The 18,100-nt window shown below is 39.9% G+C and carries 17 protein-coding genes and 5 tRNA genes; 19 read left to right on the forward strand and 3 right to left on the reverse strand.

Going from position 1 to position 18,100, the window contains the following annotated elements; all coding sequences use genetic code 11:
• The first annotated feature begins 5 nt into the window (after nt 1-5).
• Entirely contained in the window at nt 6-479 is a 474-nt protein-coding gene (locus C511_RS0109555; RefSeq protein ID WP_024996919.1) for a low molecular weight protein-tyrosine-phosphatase, read from the forward strand.
• Here C511_RS0109555 and C511_RS0109560 read toward each other — a convergent pair.
• Nucleotides 454-2,514 carry an HD family phosphohydrolase gene (locus C511_RS0109560; RefSeq protein ID WP_024996918.1) on the reverse strand — a complete coding sequence of 687 codons (2,061 nt, stop codon included), beginning with the start codon at nt 2,512-2,514 and terminating at the stop codon, nt 454-456. The two genes, C511_RS0109555 and C511_RS0109560, sit on opposite strands and share 26 nt — an antisense overlap.
• A gap of 94 nt (nt 2,515-2,608) precedes the next feature.
• Between C511_RS0109560 and gltX the strand changes: the two genes are divergently transcribed.
• Nucleotides 2,609-4,126 carry a glutamate--tRNA ligase gene (gene gltX / locus C511_RS0109565; RefSeq protein ID WP_024996917.1) on the forward strand — a complete coding sequence of 506 codons (1,518 nt, stop codon included), beginning with the start codon at nt 2,609-2,611 and terminating at the stop codon, nt 4,124-4,126.
• Between the two features lie 5 nt (nt 4,127-4,131).
• A complete protein-coding gene (locus C511_RS0109570) occupies nt 4,132-5,352 on the forward strand; it encodes a 3-deoxy-D-manno-octulosonic acid transferase (RefSeq protein WP_024996916.1) in 1,221 nt (406 codons plus the stop codon).
• Between the two features lie 81 nt (nt 5,353-5,433).
• On the opposite strand, the gene C511_RS0109575 is transcribed toward C511_RS0109570, so the two are convergent.
• Both C511_RS0109575 and C511_RS0109580 read right to left on the reverse strand, forming a co-directional pair.
• Nucleotides 5,434-5,946 (reverse strand): gamma carbonic anhydrase family protein, encoded by a 513-nt coding sequence (locus C511_RS0109575; protein WP_027318087.1) that lies wholly within the window; start codon nt 5,944-5,946, stop codon nt 5,434-5,436.
• Between the two features lie 10 nt (nt 5,947-5,956).
• Nucleotides 5,957-7,732, reverse strand: a complete 1,776-nt coding sequence (locus C511_RS0109580) for an aminopeptidase P family protein (protein ID WP_024996915.1) — start codon at nt 7,730-7,732, stop codon at nt 5,957-5,959.
• A 229-nt stretch (nt 7,733-7,961) separates the two neighbouring features.
• Between C511_RS0109580 and rpsU the strand changes: the two genes are divergently transcribed.
• The 16 genes from rpsU (at nt 7,962) to rpoB (ending at nt 18,070) form a co-directional block, all read left to right on the forward strand.
• On the forward strand, nt 7,962-8,153 hold the full coding sequence (gene rpsU, locus C511_RS0109585; RefSeq protein ID WP_024996914.1) for a 30S ribosomal protein S21: 192 nt from the start codon (nt 7,962-7,964) through the stop codon (nt 8,151-8,153).
• 70 nt (nt 8,154-8,223) lie between these two features.
• Nucleotides 8,224-9,108 carry a tyrosine-type recombinase/integrase gene (locus C511_RS0109590; protein ID WP_027318089.1) on the forward strand — a complete coding sequence of 295 codons (885 nt, stop codon included), beginning with the start codon at nt 8,224-8,226 and terminating at the stop codon, nt 9,106-9,108.
• A 16-nt stretch (nt 9,109-9,124) separates the two neighbouring features.
• Nucleotides 9,125-9,424 carry a ribosome hibernation-promoting factor, HPF/YfiA family gene (hpf, locus tag C511_RS0109595; protein ID WP_027318090.1) on the forward strand — a complete coding sequence of 100 codons (300 nt, stop codon included), beginning with the start codon at nt 9,125-9,127 and terminating at the stop codon, nt 9,422-9,424.
• Between the two features lie 96 nt (nt 9,425-9,520).
• Nucleotides 9,521-9,594 (forward strand) — tRNA-Thr (locus C511_RS0109600).
• An 8-nt stretch (nt 9,595-9,602) separates the two neighbouring features.
• Nucleotides 9,603-9,685 (forward strand) — tRNA-Tyr (locus C511_RS0109605).
• A 32-nt stretch (nt 9,686-9,717) separates the two neighbouring features.
• Nucleotides 9,718-9,790: transfer RNA gene (locus C511_RS0109610), tRNA-Gly, on the forward strand.
• A 10-nt stretch (nt 9,791-9,800) separates the two neighbouring features.
• Nucleotides 9,801-9,872: transfer RNA gene (locus C511_RS0109615), tRNA-Thr, on the forward strand.
• A 50-nt stretch (nt 9,873-9,922) separates the two neighbouring features.
• Nucleotides 9,923-11,107 carry an elongation factor Tu gene (gene tuf, locus C511_RS0109620; RefSeq protein ID WP_024996913.1) on the forward strand — a complete coding sequence of 395 codons (1,185 nt, stop codon included), beginning with the start codon at nt 9,923-9,925 and terminating at the stop codon, nt 11,105-11,107.
• Between the two features lie 53 nt (nt 11,108-11,160).
• Nucleotides 11,161-11,233, forward strand: a tRNA-Trp gene (locus tag C511_RS0109625).
• Nucleotides 11,234-11,247: 14 nt separating this feature from the next.
• The gene (secE, locus tag C511_RS17550) at nt 11,248-11,439 is read left to right on the forward strand and encodes a preprotein translocase subunit SecE (protein ID WP_024996912.1); all 192 of its coding nucleotides are present in this window, start codon (nt 11,248-11,250) and stop codon (nt 11,437-11,439) included.
• A gap of 13 nt (nt 11,440-11,452) precedes the next feature.
• Complete coding sequence (gene nusG, locus C511_RS0109630; protein WP_024996911.1) at nt 11,453-11,995, forward strand: transcription termination/antitermination protein NusG; 543 nt, start codon at nt 11,453-11,455, stop codon at nt 11,993-11,995.
• A gap of 57 nt (nt 11,996-12,052) precedes the next feature.
• Nucleotides 12,053-12,496 carry a 50S ribosomal protein L11 gene (rplK, locus tag C511_RS0109635; RefSeq protein ID WP_024996910.1) on the forward strand — a complete coding sequence of 148 codons (444 nt, stop codon included), beginning with the start codon at nt 12,053-12,055 and terminating at the stop codon, nt 12,494-12,496.
• 15 nt (nt 12,497-12,511) lie between these two features.
• Complete coding sequence (gene rplA / locus C511_RS0109640; RefSeq protein WP_024996909.1) at nt 12,512-13,210, forward strand: 50S ribosomal protein L1; 699 nt, start codon at nt 12,512-12,514, stop codon at nt 13,208-13,210.
• 14 nt (nt 13,211-13,224) lie between these two features.
• A complete protein-coding gene (rplJ, locus tag C511_RS0109645; protein WP_024996908.1) occupies nt 13,225-13,737 on the forward strand; it encodes a 50S ribosomal protein L10 in 513 nt (170 codons plus the stop codon).
• Nucleotides 13,738-13,778: 41 nt separating this feature from the next.
• On the forward strand, nt 13,779-14,153 hold the full coding sequence (gene rplL, locus C511_RS0109650; protein WP_024996907.1) for a 50S ribosomal protein L7/L12: 375 nt from the start codon (nt 13,779-13,781) through the stop codon (nt 14,151-14,153).
• A gap of 104 nt (nt 14,154-14,257) precedes the next feature.
• On the forward strand, nt 14,258-18,070 hold the full coding sequence (gene rpoB, locus C511_RS0109655) for a DNA-directed RNA polymerase subunit beta (RefSeq protein ID WP_027318091.1): 3,813 nt from the start codon (nt 14,258-14,260) through the stop codon (nt 18,068-18,070).
• Nucleotides 18,071-18,100: the final 30 nt, after the last annotated feature.

Here is an 18,100-nt window from a genome sequence, read left to right on the forward strand (position 1 = left end):
TGTTTATGAAGAAAAAGATATTGTTTGTTTGCTTGGGTAATATTTGCCGCTCTCCGGCAGCAGAGGGGGTGATGCGTCACTTAATTGAAGAGAGGGGGTTGAATGATTTGTTCGAGATTGATTCGGCCGGTATATTGAGTTATCATCAGGGGGAATTGCCCGATTCCCGAATGCGTGCGCATGCCGCTCGCCGGGGGTATAACCTGATACATCGGTCTCGCCCGGTGAAAACGGACGACTTTGAGGTGTTCGATCTTATCATCGGCATGGATGATCGCAACATTGATGATTTGCGTGAACGGGCTCCTTCTCTGGAGGCTTGTGACAAGATACACCGAATGATCGACTTCTGCACTCGTATGCAGGCCGATCATGTTCCCGATCCGTATTATGGCGGTGCGCAAGGTTTTGAGTATGTGCTCGACATACTAGAGGATGCTTGCGACGGCTTACTTACTTCTTTAACTCCGGATAACTGATGCGGGTGTGGTAGATGGTTTTGAGCTTTTCTTTGAACACTCCTTTGATGATGGCTATGTCTTTGAATGTAATGGGACATTCTTTGAAATAGCCTTCTTCTACCTGCGAATCGATTATCTTTTCAACCAGGTTGCCAATGCTTTCTTCGGTGTACTCGGGCAGGCTGCGTGAAGCGGCTTCTACTCCGTCGGCCATCATCAGGATGGCGGTTTCACGGGTGAAGGGGTTGGGACCGGGGTAGGTGAAGAGTTCTTCATCGGGTTCTTCGTCGGGGTGCTCGTTTTTCCATGAAATGTAGAAGAACTTGGTTTTTCCCTTGCCATGGTGGGTGGTGATGAAGTCTTTAATGACTTTGGGCAGGTTGTGTTTCTCAGCCAGCTTAACGCCATCGGTTACGTGGCTGATTACAATTTGTGCACTCTGTTCGTAACTGAGTTTTTCGTGCGGGTTGATGCCGCCCGATTGGTTCTCGGTAAAGAAAACGGGGTTCTCCATCTTTCCGATATCGTGGTAGAGGGCTCCGGTACGTACCAACTGGCTTTTGGCACCGATGCGTATGGCTGCTTCTGCCGCAAGATTGGCTACTTGCAGTGAATGTTGGAAGGTTCCCGGTACTGTTTCGGACAGTTGTCTGAGTAGGTTGTTGTTGATGTTTGAGAGTTCTACCAAGGTTACGTTGGAGGTAAAGCTGAATATCTTTTCGAGCAGGAACAACAAGGGGTAGGTGAACAGTAGCAATATGCCGTTGATCACGAAATAGATGTACATGCTGCGGTTTAACTTAGACAGGTCGTTCTCTGTTATCAGTTCGAACGAGAAGTAGAGTACGATGTAAGTCACGATAACTAGTATGGCTGTACGGAAGAGTTGTGAGCGTTGTGACAGTTCTCGCAGACTGTATATGGCTACCAACCCGGCTGTGAGTTGAAGCAGTATAAATTCGTGCGGATAACGAAGTGTAATGGAGCATGCCAGTATGGTGATAACGTGCGTAATGAACGCTGTTCGTGAATCTAGAAATATACGCGTGATAATGGGCAGCATGGCATAGGGTATGATGTAGATGCTAAAGAGGTTGTTGCTGATCATAAGCGCCGTAACGATGCAATAGAACATGATGAGGGAGAACAATAAGGGCATACTGCCTTTTCGCTCATAATAGTCTTTGCGGAACAGTTCCATGTAGAGCATGAAACAAAGCATCAGGATTCCGATGAAGAGTATTTGTCCTCCCAGAATTAATTGCTTTTGTCCGATGGACTCACTTCGTTTGATGGATTCTTTTTTCAGTGATTCCAGAATGTTATATGTACGTTGATCTATGATTTCTCCGCGATCAATAATTTTCTGCCCGCTTTGTACCACTCCGTTTGCCCAGGAGTAGTTATCTAAGAGTTCTTTTTTGGCTGCCTCAGTTTTCTCACTGTCATAATTCAGATTGGGCAGAACGTATTCGTTTAGAGAACCCCGACGAAGAATTTCTTTCTTATAATGAATGGTGTCGGCAGACAAAAGGTATTCGTAGGCTTCCTTTACGCTGTACACATTACCGGCCAGTTGTTGGTTGGCCAGTTTGTCTTCCACCACCATGATGAAGGTGACGCTGTCTTTTTTTATTTGACTGATGTCTTCCGTTGATGCGATACCTTTGGCATAGATTTCTTTCAATGTTTTTTCCAGGTGATGCAGGTATCCCACAGAGGGAACAATTTGATTGAGGTGTTTCTTGTAATTCTCTTTCAACTTTCTTACTGCGTCCTTCTCAACTGTTTTGTTTAAACGATAGTAGGGCTGGAAGGAAGCCAATAGGCTGTCTTGCTCTTTCTTCACCACTGCTTCGTCTTTGTAAATAGGGAAGTCGAAGGTTGCCATCAGTTGGCCGTATTTCCAAGGTTTATTAAGATCGAACTGATAACTGAACTTCCCTTCACGAGGAAGAAAATAGACAATAAGTGCTACTGTGCCTGCAAAGACAAGTACTTTATATAGTAAATCTCTGTATGAAAAGCTTTTCTTTATCTTCAAATAACTCATATTCGTTGAAATTTTTGCGAAAAGTACAAAAAAAAACATTAGTATCGGAAAAAAAGGCTTAATTTTGCCGCGATTTACCTATACAAAAGCAATTATGTCAGAAAGAAAAGTAAGAGTTCGTTTTGCTCCCAGCCCCACAGGGGCATTGCACATTGGTGGTGTGCGTACTGCATTGTATAATTATCTTTTTGCCCGTCAACAGGGTGGTGATTTGATTTTCCGTATAGAAGATACGGACTCAAACCGCTTTGTACCAGGGGCTGAAGAATACATTTTGGAATCATTTGCCTGGCTGGGAATTCAATTTGACGAAGGGGTAAGCTTTGGAGGAAATCACGGTCCGTATCGTCAGTCGGAGCGTCGGGATATATACAAGAAGTATGTACAAATCTTGTTGGATAACGGCAAAGCGTACATTGCTTTCGATACACCCGAAGAACTCGAAGCTAAAAGAAATGAAGTGTCTAATTTCCAATATGACGCGTCTACACGTTTGTCAATGACAAATTCGCTGACTTTGTCGGCCGATCGCGTGCAGGAGCTCATTAGTGAAGGAAAACAATATGTTGTTCGTTTTAAGATTGAGCCGAACGAGGATGTATGTGTACACGATTTGATTCGTGGTGATGTGGTGATCAATTCTTCCATCCTTGATGATAAGGTGTTATACAAATCAGCGGATGAATTGCCTACTTATCACTTGGCTAATATTGTGGACGATCATTTGATGGAAGTGTCTCATGTGATTCGTGGTGAGGAATGGTTGCCGTCGGCTCCGTTGCATGTATTGTTATACCGTGCCTTCGGATGGGAAGATACCATGCCGGAGTTTGCGCATTTGCCGTTGTTGCTTAAACCGGAAGGAAATGGAAAGTTGAGCAAAAGAGACGGTGATCGTCTGGGCTTTCCGGTGTTCCCGCTGGAATGGAAAGATCCTAAAACGGGTGACGTATCTTCGGGATATCGGGAAGCAGGCTATCTGCCCGAAGCTTTAATCAATTTCTTGGCTTTGTTGGGATGGAATCCGGGCAACGATCAGGAACTAATGTCGATGCAGGAGCTGGTTGAGTTATTTGACCTTAACAGGTGCAGCAAGGCGGGAGCTAAGTTCGATTATAAAAAGGGCATCTGGTTTAATCATCAATATATTCAGAAGAAGAGCAACGAGGATGTTGCCACGCTTTTCCTTCCTGTATTGAAAGCACACGGGGTTGAGGCGCCTTTTGAAAAGGTTGCAACAATTGTGGGAATGATGAAAGAACGTGTTAGTTTTGTCAGTGAACTGTGGGATGTGTGCGATTTCTTTTTTGTGGCTCCGACAGAATATGACGAGAAAACGGTCAAAAAGCGTTGGAAAGAGGATTCGGCTAAATGTATGCTCGAACTGGCCGATGTGCTGGAAGCTATCGAGGATTTTAGCATCGAGGGACAGGAGAAGGTTGTTATGGACTGGATTGCTGCCAAAGGGTATCACACGGGAAACATTATGAATGCGTTCCGACTAACTTTAGTAGGAGAGGGCAAAGGCCCTCACATGTTTGATATATCTTGGGTTTTAGGCAAGGAAGAGACTCTTTCTCGTATGAAACGCGCTGTTGAAATTTTGAAATAAGATCTATGTTATATAATCTTGCAATTGGCATTTACGACCTGATTGTTCATATCATGGCTCCCTTTAGCCGGAAGCCTCGCAAAATGATGAAGGGACATTGGGTTGTTTATGAATTGCTTCGCCAACAAATAGAAAAGGATGCCCGTTATATCTGGTTTCATGCTGCTTCGTTAGGGGAGTTTGAGCAGGGACGGCCGCTAATTGAGAAAATCAGAGCAAAATATCCTGATTATAAGATATTGCTTACCTTTTTTTCGCCTTCGGGTTATGAGGTGCGTAAGAATTACAGGGGAGCGGATGTGGTTTGTTATCTGCCTTTTGATAAACCGCGTAACGTGAAGAAGTTCTTAGATATTTCAAATCCGGTAATGGCTTTTTTTATTAAGTATGAGTTCTGGAAGAATTATCTGGATGAACTCAATAAAAGAAGAATTCCGGTGTATAGTGTATCGTCTATTTTTCGTAAGGATCAGATTTTCTTTAAGTGGTATGGCGGTACTTACCGGAATGTGCTGAAGAATTTTGATTATTTGTTTGTGCAAAACGAAGCTTCTAGGCGTTTCTTGTCTAAGATCGGCATTAACAAGGTAACGGTTGTGGGTGATACTCGCTTTGACCGGGTTTTGCAGATTAGGGAGGAGGCAAAGGAATTGCCTTTGGTTGAGAAGTTCAAAGGTGATTCGTTTACTCTGGTTGCCGGTAGTTCGTGGGGGCCCGATGAGGATTTGTTTTTGGAGTATTTCAATACGCATCCTGAAATGAAACTGATCATTGCACCGCACGTTATTGACGAAAATCATCTGGTGGAGATTATTTCAAAACTAAAACGTCCTTATGTAAGGTACACGAGAGCTGACGAACGGAATGTTCAGAAGGCCGACTGTTTGATTATTGATTGCTTTGGCTTATTGTCTTCTATATATAGGTATGGTGAAGTGGCTTACATTGGCGGTGGCTTTGGCGTTGGCATTCATAATACTCTTGAAGCTGCGGTTTATGGTATACCGGTTGTATTTGGACCGAAATACCAAAAATTTATGGAAGCCAAGCAGTTGATAGAGGCGCAGGGGGCTTTTTCTATTAGTAATTATGAGGAGCTTGGTTCTTTATTTGATCGGTTTCTGACAGATGAACATTTTCACAGAGAAACCGGTTCCAATGCGGGTTTCTATGTAACAAACAATGCCGGAGCAACGGATAAGGTGTTGTCGATGATTAATTTCTAAAGATAGCTAAATACAGAATTAAATAGCCTCCAAGTTATGTGCTGAACTTGGAGGCTATTCTTTTTATTTGGCTGTGATCAGTTATTTGTACCAGTCTGAATACATTAAATAATTGTGGGCTATCTTTTCATTTAGCTCTTTGGATTGTTCGGGGTCGACTTTCTTAATGAATTTGGCGGGCACGCCTCCCCAAATGCTTCCCGGTTCAATTACGGTGTTGCTGAGTACCAAGGAACCGGCCGCTACTATGGCTCCTTCGCCAACAACAACATGGTCGAGAACGGTTGATCCCATACCAATTAGTGCGTAATCTTTGATCTTGGCTCCATGTATGGTTACGTTGTGTCCTACCGATACATAGTTGCCAATTTCAATCGTTGATTTTTGGTACAAGGTATGCAGTACACTTCCATCTTGAATGTTTACGCCATTTCCTATGTTGATTGAATTTACATCTCCTCTGATAACGGTGCTAAACCAGAAACTGCAATCTTTTCCGGTTTTTACATCTCCTATAATCACAGCGTTATCGGCCAGAAAACAATTCTCTCCAAATTCAGGGGTAAACCCTCTTACTGATTTTATTATTGCCATATCTTTAATTTTAAATCTCGTGAGTTTTATCTTTTAACCACAATACTTCTTTTTCATCGAGGTAGGGTGATAGGGTGGAATATACGGTTTGATGGTATTGGTTGAGCCATATTAACTCTTCTCTTGTAAGTAGTTCTTTGATAATTCCTTGGGTGCATATTGGGCACAAGGTGAGGGTTTCAAATTTTAAATAGGTTCCAAAAAGACCTTCAGCGTCTTCAACTACTAGCATTAAGTTTTCCGTGCGAATGCCGTGACTGTCCTTTTTATATACTCCGGGTTCATTTGACAGAATCATTCCAGGAAGTAGAACGACCGGGTTTTCATTCATTCTGATGCTTTGCGGACCTTCGTGTACACTTAGGAAGTGTCCTACGCCATGCCCAGTTCCGTGCAAAAAGTTCATGTTGTTTTGCCACAAAGGCATTCTGGCAAGTACATCGAGTTGTGCTCCTCTTGTTCCTGAGGGGAACTTGGCCAATGACAGTGCAATATGTCCTTTGAGTACTAGGGTATAGTCTCTTTTTTCTTCGTCGGTGAGTTCTCCTAGAGCAATCGTTCGGGTTATATCTGTGGTTCCATCAAAATACTGTGCTCCCGAATCAAGTAATAGAAATCCTTTGGATTGCAATAATGTGTCGCTCTCCTGGGTAGCCGAGTAGTGCACAATGGCGGCATTTTCTTTGTACCCGGCTATCGTATCAAAACTTCTGTCTATAAACAATTCTTGGCTGGCTCTGTATTCGTATAGCTTCTGATCAATGCTGACCTCTGTCTCTTTGCCCGTTGGAACAGCTTGTTCCAGCCAATGAAGAAACTTAACTAGTGCAATGCCATCTTTAATCATGGCGTGGTGTATGCCTTTGATCTCTTCCGTATTGCGAACAGCTTTCAACAATGCAATTGGACTTTCTTTCTCATTGGTTTGGCACGATGATGGCAAATGAGAATAAAGATTGTAGTTGGTTTTTGAAGGATCAAATTGTAAATTGTCAGCCTGAAGGGTGTTCAGGAAGTTGTGAATGGAGTCGTAATCATGTATATGAATCTGGCTCTCTATTAAATAATCATCCACTTCTTTCGATCTTTTGGCTGGGTCAATGAAAAGGTGGGCGCTTTGTTGTGTGATGATAAGGTTGCAAATGAACACAGGCGTGTGTTTTACATCGCTTCCTCGTAAATTTAATGTCCAGCATATCTCATCCAATGCGCTGGTTAACAAAGCATCCACCTCATTTCTCCTAAGCTCTTCTCGTATGAGTATAAGCTTCTCGGAACAGCTTTTACCTGCATATTTCGTTGGGTAAATATAGGCTTTGTTAGTTGGTGCGCCCGGACGATCCTTCCATATTTCTTTGAGTGGATCGTGTTTGGTGTGAAGCTTAATTCCATACTTGCTCAGGGCTGTTTGCATGGATCTGACTGCATTCACTGAAAACAAGGAACCATCTATGCCTGCTATTTCATTTGGTTGAAGTTCTCTGATAAGATACTCTGGTATAGTAGGTGTTGCAGGGAGCCCTTCTTTGTGCAACTCAATTCCGGAACCTTGGATCTGCTTTTCAGCTTGTATATAATACCTGGAGTCAGTCCATAAGCCTGCTTTATGGCTTGTTATGACAAGTGTACCTGCAGATCCTGTAAAACCGGAAAGCCATTCGCGGCTTTTCCAATGAGGAGCTACATATTCACTTAAGTGAGGATCGCTACTTGGGATAATAAATGCTGCCAGATTCAGACGTTTCATCTGTTCCCTAAGTCTGGCTATTTTTTCTATTGTAATCATACTGCGTAATACTGTATAATTTAGGTAATTACATGTTTTGCAAAGATAATAATTTAATTAATCCCATATAATATATGGATTATAGACTGCCAATATTCTATCTATATACATAATATTCTGTTAGTTAGAAAGAAATATTTGCAGAAAGTTTTGTGAATAAGGAAAGTATGTGTAATTTTGCCCCGCAATTTAACAGCGAATTATAAACCATAACATTAATAATATTAAAATGATTGTAGTACCTGTAAAAGAAGGCGAAAACATTGAAAAAGCGCTGAAGAAATTTAAAAGAAAATTTGAGAAAACTGGAATAGTTAAAGAATTAAGAAGTAGACAGCAGTTTGATAAACCCTCTGTGGTTAAAAGACTTAAGAAAGAACATGCTGTTTACGTACAGAAACTTCAGCAGGTTGAAGATTAATATTTCAGATTTCCTTTTGAATTATTGATTTTCTTTCTTATATTCGTTGCGTAATTATAGATGCAATGATATGGAATTGATTAATCTTTTTCTTGACTACCTCAGACTGGAAAAATGTTACTCTGATAAGACGATTCAAAGTTATCAATGTGATATTCTTCAGTTTGGAGTTTTTGTCGAGAAAAAGGGGACTTCTTTTAGTCCTTGTTTAGTTGATTCTTTGCTGATCAGGGAATGGATTGTTGTTCTGATGGACAAAGGATATTCTGCTGCCTCTGTGAAAAGGAAGCTGAGTTCTTTGAGATCTTTTTATAAGTATCTTCTTCGTCTGAAGAAAATGGATCGAAATCCTCTTAGTGGTTTGAACTCTCCCAAATTGGAGAAAAAACTACCGGTGTTTCTGAAGCCAGTTGATGTGGACCGACTTTTAGATGAAGTGGATTTTGGTGACGGTTTTGCGCCTATGAGAGATCGTTTGATTATTGAGGTGTTTTATTGCACCGGAATCAGAAGGTCTGAATTGATAAATTTGAATCTGAGAGATGTTGATTTGGGTTTGTCTCTTCTTAAGGTAACCGGTAAGAGAAATAAGCAGCGTCTTGTTCCTTTTGCAGGAGAACTGAAAAAAGACATAGAAGATTATCTTTTAAAAAGAAGTCAGTTGGATGATTTGCAAACTGATGCTTTCTTTGTAACTGTCGATGGAAAGCGTATGTATGCTACGTTGGTCTATAATATAGTTAAAAGAGCTCTTTCTAAAGTGGTTTGCATGAAGAAAAGAAGTCCTCATGTCTTGCGGCATACTTTTGCAACTTCGATGCTAAATAATGAAGCAGAACTTAATGTTGTTAAAGAATTGCTTGGTCATGCAAGTTTGGCGGCGACTGAAGTTTACACGCATTCTACTTTTGAGGAACTAAAAAAGGTGTATAAACAGGCCCATCCGAGGTCATAAAAAAAAGGAGGTTATTATGGAAGTAAGAATTCAATCAATTCATTTTGATGCTTCGGAGCAATTGCAGTCATTTATTCAGAGGAAGGCGTTGAAACTGGAACGGTTTCATGATGATATAAAAGTAGTTGAAGTCCAACTAAAGGTTGTTAAGCCTGAATCAGCAGAAAACAAAGAAGCTGGAATTAAAATGATAGTTCCCAATGGCGAGTTTTATGCAAGTAAAGTATGTGATTCTTTTGAGCAATCTGTTGACGAAGCGCTTGAGGCTTTGGAGAAGCAATTGGTTAAGCACAAGGAAAAGCTTAGAAATAAATAAAAACTCCGCAAATGTTTTGCGATAAAGAAATAAATATCTAAATTTGCAGCCGTTTCGCTCGCAATAGAACGTAACGGTTGCTTTTTTTTAGTGTATGCCTCTTTAGCTCAGTTGGCCAGAGCACGTGATTTGTAATCTCGGGGTCGTTGGTTCGAATCCGACAAGAGGCTCAAATGTAGGGCAAATACCAGAGTGGCCAAATGGGGCAGACTGTAAATCTGCTGGCTTACGCCTACGGTGGTTCGAATCCATCTTTGCCCACATTGCGACGAGTGTAATCTCTGGCAAGAATTGCGGAAGTAGCTCAGTTGATAGAGCATTAGCCTTCCAAGCTGAGGGTCGCGGGTTTGAGCCCCGTCTTCCGCTCTCATTCCTTGCTGTTATAGCTCAGTGGTAGAGCACTTCCTTGGTAAGGAAGAGGTCCCGGGTTCAAGTCCCGGTAACAGCTCAGTAAAATGTAAGTGCTGATTATTAATCAAATAAATAACAAGTAAAGCTATGGCTAAAGAGAAATTTGAACGTACCAAACCGCACGTTAACATTGGTACTATTGGTCACGTAGACCACGGTAAGACCACATTGACCGCTGCTATTACTACTGTATTGGCAAAAAAAGGTCTTTCAGAAGTTAAGTCTTTCGATCAGATCGATAACGCTCCTGAAGAAAAAGAAAGAGGTATTACTATTAATACTTCGCATGTTGAGTATCAAACAGCTAACCGTCACTACGCTCACGTAGACTGTCCGGGTCACGCTGACTACGTTAAGAACATGGTTACTGGTGCTGCTCAGATGGACGGTGCTATCATTGTAGTTGCTGCTACTGATGGTCCTATGCCTCAGACTCGCGAACACATCCTTTTGGCTCGTCAGGTAAACGTTCCTAAATTGGTCGTTTTCATGAACAAATGTGATATGGTTGATGATGAAGAAATGTTGGAACTTGTTGAAATGGAAATGAGAGAATTGCTTTCTTTCTATAATTTCGATGGTGACAATACTCCTGTTATCCGTGGTTCTGCACTTGGTGCATTGAATGGCGTTGAAAAATGGGAAGAGAAGGTTATGGAGTTGATGGATGCTGTTGACACATGGATCCCGCTTCCTCCTCGTGATGTTGATAAACCATTCTTGATGCCTGTTGAGGATGTATTCTCAATCACAGGTCGTGGAACAGTTGCTACTGGTCGTATCGAAGCTGGTATCGTTAAAGTAGGAGACGAAATTCAGATTATCGGTTTGGGATCAGAAAACAAAAAATCAGTTGTTACTGGTGTGGAAATGTTCCGTAAACTTCTTGATCAAGGTGAAGCTGGTGATAACGTTGGTCTTTTGCTTCGTGGCGTCGACAAAAACGAAATCAGACGTGGTATGGTAATGTGCCACCCGGGCAAGATTACTCCTCATACTTCTTTCAAAGCTGAGGTTTATATCTTGAAGAAAGAAGAAGGTGGACGTCACACTCCATTCCATAACAAATATCGTCCTCAATTCTACTTGCGTACTATGGACTGTACTGGCGAAATCACTTTGCCAGAAGGAACTGAAATGGTAATGCCAGGTGATAACGTAACTATCACTGTAGAATTGATCTATCCAGTTGCTCTTAACATCGGTTTGCGTTTCGCTATCCGCGAAGGTGGACGTACAGTTGGTGCAGGTCAGATTACTGAAATTCTGTAATTAATATATGGATCAGTTCTTGAGCTAATAAGCTCGAGAACTGATTTTTATCCACGGGAGTAGCTCAGTTGGTAGAGCACCGGTCTCCAAAACCGGGTGTCGGGAGTTCGAGCCTCTCCTCCCGTGCTAATATTTTTGAAATGAAAAAAGTAGTTGCTTATATTAAAGAGTCTTACGACGAACTTGTTCATAAAGTATCGTGGCCGACGTATTCTGAATTAACTAGCAGTGCAGTAGTTGTTTTATATGCTTCCCTACTTATTGCATTGGTAGTTTTTGCGATGGACTCCTGTTTCCAGACTTTAATGGAAAAACTTATTTACCCACATTAAAAATTAGAATTAAATGTCTGAGATTGAAAAGAAATGGTATGTATTACGTGCCATAAGCGGAAAAGAAGCTAAGGTTAAAGAGTATCTTGAAGCTGATATTAAAAACAGCGACCTTGGTGAGTATGTGTCTCAGGTATTGATTCCTACTGAAAAAGTATATCAGGTTCGTAATGGAAAAAAAATAGTGAAAGAAAGAAGCTATTTGCCTGGTTATGTTTTAGTGGAGGCTGCTTTGGTTGGTGAGGTTTCTCATCACTTAAGAAATACTCCTAATGTGATCGGTTTTTTAGGAGGGTCGGAGAAACCTGTCCCTTTGAGACAATCAGAAGTGAATCGTATACTTGGTACAGTTGATGAGCTACAAGATTCAAATGAGGAATTAAATATTCCTTATGTTGTAGGGGAAACTGTAAAAGTAACTTTTGGACCTTTTAGCGGATTTAGTGGTATCATTGAGGAAGTTAATAGTGAAAAGAAGAAACTTAAGGTCATGGTTAAGATCTTTGGACGTAAAACTCCATTGGAATTAGGCTTTATGCAAGTTGAAAAAGAATAGTGCAGGTGTTACGCTGTATTTGTTCTTAATTAATAAATATATAAATTCAATAAAGAAATGGCTAAAGAAGTTGCTGGACTAATCAAATTACAGATTAAAGGAGGCGCGGCAAATCCATCTCCCCCTGTTGGACCTGCTTTGGGTTCTAAGGGTATTAACATAATGGAATTTTGCAAGCAATTCAACGCCAGAACCCAAGATAAGGCAGGTAAGATTTTACCTGTTATTATCACTTACTACGCAGACAAGTCTTTTGATTTTGTAATCAAAACTCCTCCTGTAGCAATTCAATTACTTGAAGTTGCTAAAGTTAAGAGTGGTTCTGCTGAGCCTAATCGTAAAAAAGTTGCTGAATTAACTTGGGAACAGATTCGTACGATTGCTCAAGACAAAATGGTTGACTTGAATTGCTTTACCATTGAAGCGGCTATGAAGATGGTTGCTGGTACTGCTAGAAGTATGGGTATCGCAGTAAAAGGGGATTTCCCTAATAATAACTAATTAACTTCAATTCGAATGGGTAAACTTACAAAAAATCAAAAGTTGGCTGCAGAAAAAATTGAAGCAGGGAAAGCATATTCACTGAAAGAAGCTGCGTCTTTGGTAAAAGAGATTACTTTTACTAAATTTGATGCGTCTTTAGATATTGATGTGCGATTAGGTGTGGATCCTCGCAAGGCAAACCAAATGGTGAGAGGTGTTGTTTCACTTCCTCATGGAACAGGTAAAGAAGTACGTGTTTTGGTATTGTGTACACCTGATGCTGAAGCTGCTGCAAAAGAAGCTGGTGCTGACTATGTTGGTCTTGATGAATATATTGAGAAGATCAAAGGAGGATGGACTGATATTGATGTTATCATTACTATGCCTTCTATTATGGGGAAAATTGGTGCTCTAGGTCGTGTTTTAGGACCTCGTGGCTTAATGCCAAATCCCAAAAGTGGTACTGTAACTATGGATGTTGCTAAAGCTGTTAAAGAAGTTAAGCAAGGTAAAATTGATTTTAAGGTTGATAAGAGCGGTATTGTTCATACTTCAATTGGAAAAGTTTCATTTGAAGTTGATAAGATCCGTGATAACGCCAAAGAATTTATTGCGACTTTAAATAAGCTTAAACCTACTGCAGCCAAAGGTACATATATTAAGAGTATTTATCTTTCAAGTACTATGAGTGCTGGAATTAAGATAGATCCGAAGTCAATTGAGGAAATCTAATTAATGGAGGAACAATGAGAAAGGAAGATAAAAATACAATTATTGAGCAGTTAACTGCTACTATTAGCGAGTATGGTCATTTCTATTTAGTTGATATGACTGCTATGAATGCTGCATCTACAAGTGCACTCAGAAGAGCTTGTTATAAAGCAGATATTAAGCTTGTTGTAGTAAAGAATACCTTGTTGCATAAAGCTCTTGAGTCTTTGGATTTGGATTATTCTCCATTGTACAACTCTTTAAAAGGTGCTACGTCTGTGATGTTTTGCAATACTGCAAACGCTCCGGCAAAGCTTTTAAAAGAGGTTGCTAAAGATGGAATACCTGGATTAAAGGCTGCTTATGCTGAAGAAGGTTTCTATATAGGTGCAGATCAATTAGATGCATTGATTAGTATCAAGAGCAAGAATGAAGTTATTGCAGACGTTATTGCTTTGTTGCAATCACCTGCGAAAAGCGTTATTTCCGCTCTTCAATCCGGTGGAAACACCATTCACGGGGTACTCAAAACTCTTGGTGATAGATAATTCAAAACAAAATCGTATTTAAACATTAAAATCATACAAAAATGGCAGATTTGAAAGCTTTTGCAGAACAATTAGTTAACTTGACAGTAAAGGAAGTTAATGAACTTGCAACTATCCTTAAAGAAGAATATGGTATTGAACCAGCTGCTGCAGCTGTTGCAGTTGCTGCTGGTCCAGCTGCTGCTGGTCCTGCCGTAGAAGAAAAGACTTCTTTTGACGTAGTATTAAAGAGCGCTGGTGCAGCTAAACTTCAAGTAGTTAAAGCTGTTAAAGAAACTTGTGGACTTGGTTTGAAAGAAGCTAAGGATATGGTTGACGGAGCTCCTAGCGTAGTTAAAGAGGGTTTGGCTAAAGACGAAGCAGAATCATTGAAGAAAGCATTGGAAGAAGCTGGAGCTGAGGTTGAACTTAAATAACATTTGCCTGTTTATCAGGTAGTTCGGTTAAGAATCCTTTACAAGAGGATTCTTAACCTTTTTGTGTATATATTTAAAATTAAGTTCTACAAATTCATTGACAGATGTCTTCAAATACAGTAAATCAACGAGTTAATTTTGCTTCCATAAAGAATCCTTTAGAATATCCGGATTTCTTAGAGGTGCAATTGAAGTCATTTAAAGACTTTTTACAGTTAGATACTCCTCCCGAAAAACGTAAGAATGAGGGATTATATAAGGTGTTTGCTGAGAATTTCCCTATAGCTGACACAAGGAATAACTTTGTTCTTGAGTTTTTGGATTACTATATTGATCCGCCGCGTTATACAATTGATGATTGTATAGAGCGAGGGCTTACATATAGCGTGCCATTAAAAGCTAAGCTTAAATTATACTGTACAGATCCTGATCATGAGGATTTTGATACTGTTATTCAAGATGTGTTTTTAGGTCCAATACCTTACATGACTGATAAAGCTACATTTGTTATAAATGGAGCTGAGCGTGTTGTTGTCTCTCAATTACATAGATCTCCTGGAGTGTTTTTCGGTCAAAGTGTGCATGCAAATGGTACCAAGCTATATTCAGCACGTATAATTCCTTTTAAAGGATCATGGATTGAATTCGCAACTGACATTAATAATGTTATGTATGCTTATATTGATCGTAAGAAGAAGCTTCCAGTTACGACTCTTTTACGTGCTATAGGATTTGAAAATGATAAAGATATTCTAGAAATCTTTAATCTTGCTGAAGATGTAAAGGTTAATAAGTCTAACTTAAAGAAAGTCATTGGAAGAAAGTTGGCCGCTAGGGTGTTGAAGACTTGGATTGAAGATTTTGTAGATGAGGATACCGGTGAGGTGGTTTCTATTGAGCGTAACGAAGTTATCATTGATCGCGAAACGATTTTGTCAGCTGAACATGTAGACGAAATTATAGAATCAGGCGTGCAGAATATTCTTTTACATAAGGATGAGCCCAATCAATCTGATTATTCAATTATATATAATACACTCCAAAAAGATCCTAGTAACTCTGAGAAAGAGGCTGTTTTGTATATCTATCGGCAGTTGCGTAATGCAGATCCAGCTGATGATGCAAGTGCTAGAGAAGTTATTAATAATTTATTCTTCTCAGAAAAAAGATATGATCTTGGCGATGTTGGAAGATATAGGATCAACAAAAAGTTGAATCTTTCAACTGCTATGGACGTCAAAGTGTTGACGAAAGAAGATATTATTGAAATAATAAAATATCTGATAGAATTGATTAACTCTAAGGCCGATGTTGATGACATTGACCATTTGAGTAATCGCCGTGTAAGGACTGTTGGGGAGCAGTTGTCTAATCAATTTGCTGTAGGTCTTGCGAGAATGTCTAGAACTATTCGTGAACGTATGAATGTTAGAGATAATGAGGTGTTTACGCCTATAGATCTAATTAATGCGAAGACGATTTCCTCTGTTATAAATTCGTTTTTCGGGACAAATGCTTTGTCTCAATTTATGGACCAAACGAATCCTCTTGCTGAAATTACTCATAAGAGACGTATGTCAGCTTTAGGCCCTGGTGGTTTGTCTAGAGAGAGGGCCGGATTTGAGGTTCGTGACGTGCATTATACCCATTATGGCCGTCTCTGCCCTATCGAGACTCCTGAAGGCCCGAATATTGGTTTGATATCATCTTTGTGTGTTTACGCAAAGATCAACGAACTTGGTTTTATTGAAACACCGTATCGTAAAGTCAAGGATAGTAAGGTAGATATCTCACCTGAAGGAATTATTTATCTAACTGCTGAAGAAGAGGAAGCCAAAATTATTGCTCAAGGAAATGCTCCACTAAACGATGAAGGTGCTTTTATTCGTAATAGAGTCAAATCAAGACAAGATGCTGATTATCCTGTTGTTGATCCTTCTGAAGTAGAACTAATGGATGTTGCACCACAACAAATAGCATCAATTGCTGCATCTCTAATTCCTTTCTTGGAACATGATGATGCTAACCGAGCTTTGATGGGTTCTAATATGATGCGACAGGCTGTTCCGCTTCTTAAAAGTGAAGCGCCTATTGTGGGTACTGGTATTGAAAAGCAATTAGTTAAGGATTCGAGAACTCAAATAGCTGCTGAAGGTGATGGTATGGTTGAATTTGTTGATGCTACAACAATAAGTATATTATATGATAGAACACCCGAGGCGGAATTTGTAAGTTTTGAGCCAGCTCTGAAGGAATACAAAATTCCTAAATTTAGGAAAACCAACCAGAACATGACTATAGACCTTAGACCTATTTGTGAAAAAGGTCAAAGAGTAACTAAAGGTCAAATCCTAACGGAAGGATATTCTACAGAAAAGGGAGAATTAGCTCTCGGAAAGAATCTATTAGTGGCCTATATGCCTTGGAAAGGATACAACTACGAGGATGCTATTGTTCTAAACGAACGTGTTGTGCGTGAAGACCTTTTGACTTCTGTCCATGTAGAGGAATATTCTCTTGAAGTAAGGGAAACGAAAAGAGGTATGGAAGAATTAACTTCTGATATACCTAATGTTAGTGAGGAAGCAACTAAAGATCTAGATGAAAATGGTATAGTTCGTGTTGGTGCAAATATACAACCTGGTGATATTCTTATCGGTAAAATTACTCCTAAAGGAGAATCAGATCCTTCGCCTGAGGAAAAACTGTTACGTGCCATTTTTGGTGATAAGGCTGGTGATGTTAAAGATGCATCGCTGAAAGCTTCTCCTTCTTTGAAGGGAGTAGTTATTGATAAGAAATTATTCTCACGCGTAATTAAGAGTAGAAGCTCTAAACTTGCTGATAAAGCTCTATTACCCAAAATAGATGATGAGTTTGAATCAAAGGTGGCAAATCTTAAGACTATATTGGTAAAGAAACTATCAACTCTGACAGAAGGTAAAGTGTCACTTGGTGTTAAGGATTATTTGGGAGCTGAAGTTATTGCTAAAGGTTCTAAGTTTAGTCCTATTGATTTCGAAACACTAGACTTTAATTCGATCCAATTAAGCAACTGGACTTCGGATTTGCATACAAATGAATTAATTAGAGATTTAGTTCTAAATTATTTGAAAAAATATAAAGAATTAGATGCTGATTTAAAACGTAAGAAATTTAGTATAACAATTGGTGATGAATTACCAGCTGGTATAATTCAGATGGCTAAAGTATATGTTGCTAAAAAGCGCAAAATTGGTGTTGGTGATAAGATGGCTGGTCGTCACGGAAATAAAGGTATTGTCTCTCGTGTAGTTCGCCAAGAAGATATGCCATTCTTATCAGATGGTACTCCTGTAGATATTGTGCTTAATCCGCTTGGTGTGCCTTCGCGTATGAACTTAGGACAGATTTTTGAAGCTGTCTTAGGCTCTGCAGGTAAAAAACTAGGTATTAAATTTGCTACTCCTATTTTTGATGGTGCTTCTCTAGAAGATATAACACAGTGGACAGATAAAGCCGGTTTACCTCGTTTTGGTAAAACATATCTTTGTGATGGAGGTACTGGAGAGATGTTTGATCAGCCTGCTACAGTTGGTGTGACTTACATGTTGAAGTTAGGACACATGGTAGAAGATAAAATGCATGCTCGTTCTATTGGTCCTTATTCTCTAATTACTCAGCAGCCTCTCGGTGGTAAAGCACAATTTGGTGGTCAACGTTTTGGAGAAATGGAAGTGTGGGCTCTTGAAGCATTTGGTGCATCTCATATTTTACAGGAAATTCTAACGATTAAATCGGATGATGTTGTTGGCCGTTCTAAAGCGTACGAAGCTATTGTAAAAGGCGAACCAATGCCTCAGCCTGGGATACCAGAGTCTTTAAATGTGTTGTTGCATGAATTAAGGGGTCTAGGGTTAAGTATTAATTTAGAATAGTGAATCTTTAGCACATTTTAAAATAAATGT

This window comes from Bacteroides graminisolvens DSM 19988 = JCM 15093, from assembly GCF_000428125.1.
Taxonomy (GTDB): domain Bacteria; phylum Bacteroidota; class Bacteroidia; order Bacteroidales; family Bacteroidaceae; genus Bacteroides; species Bacteroides graminisolvens.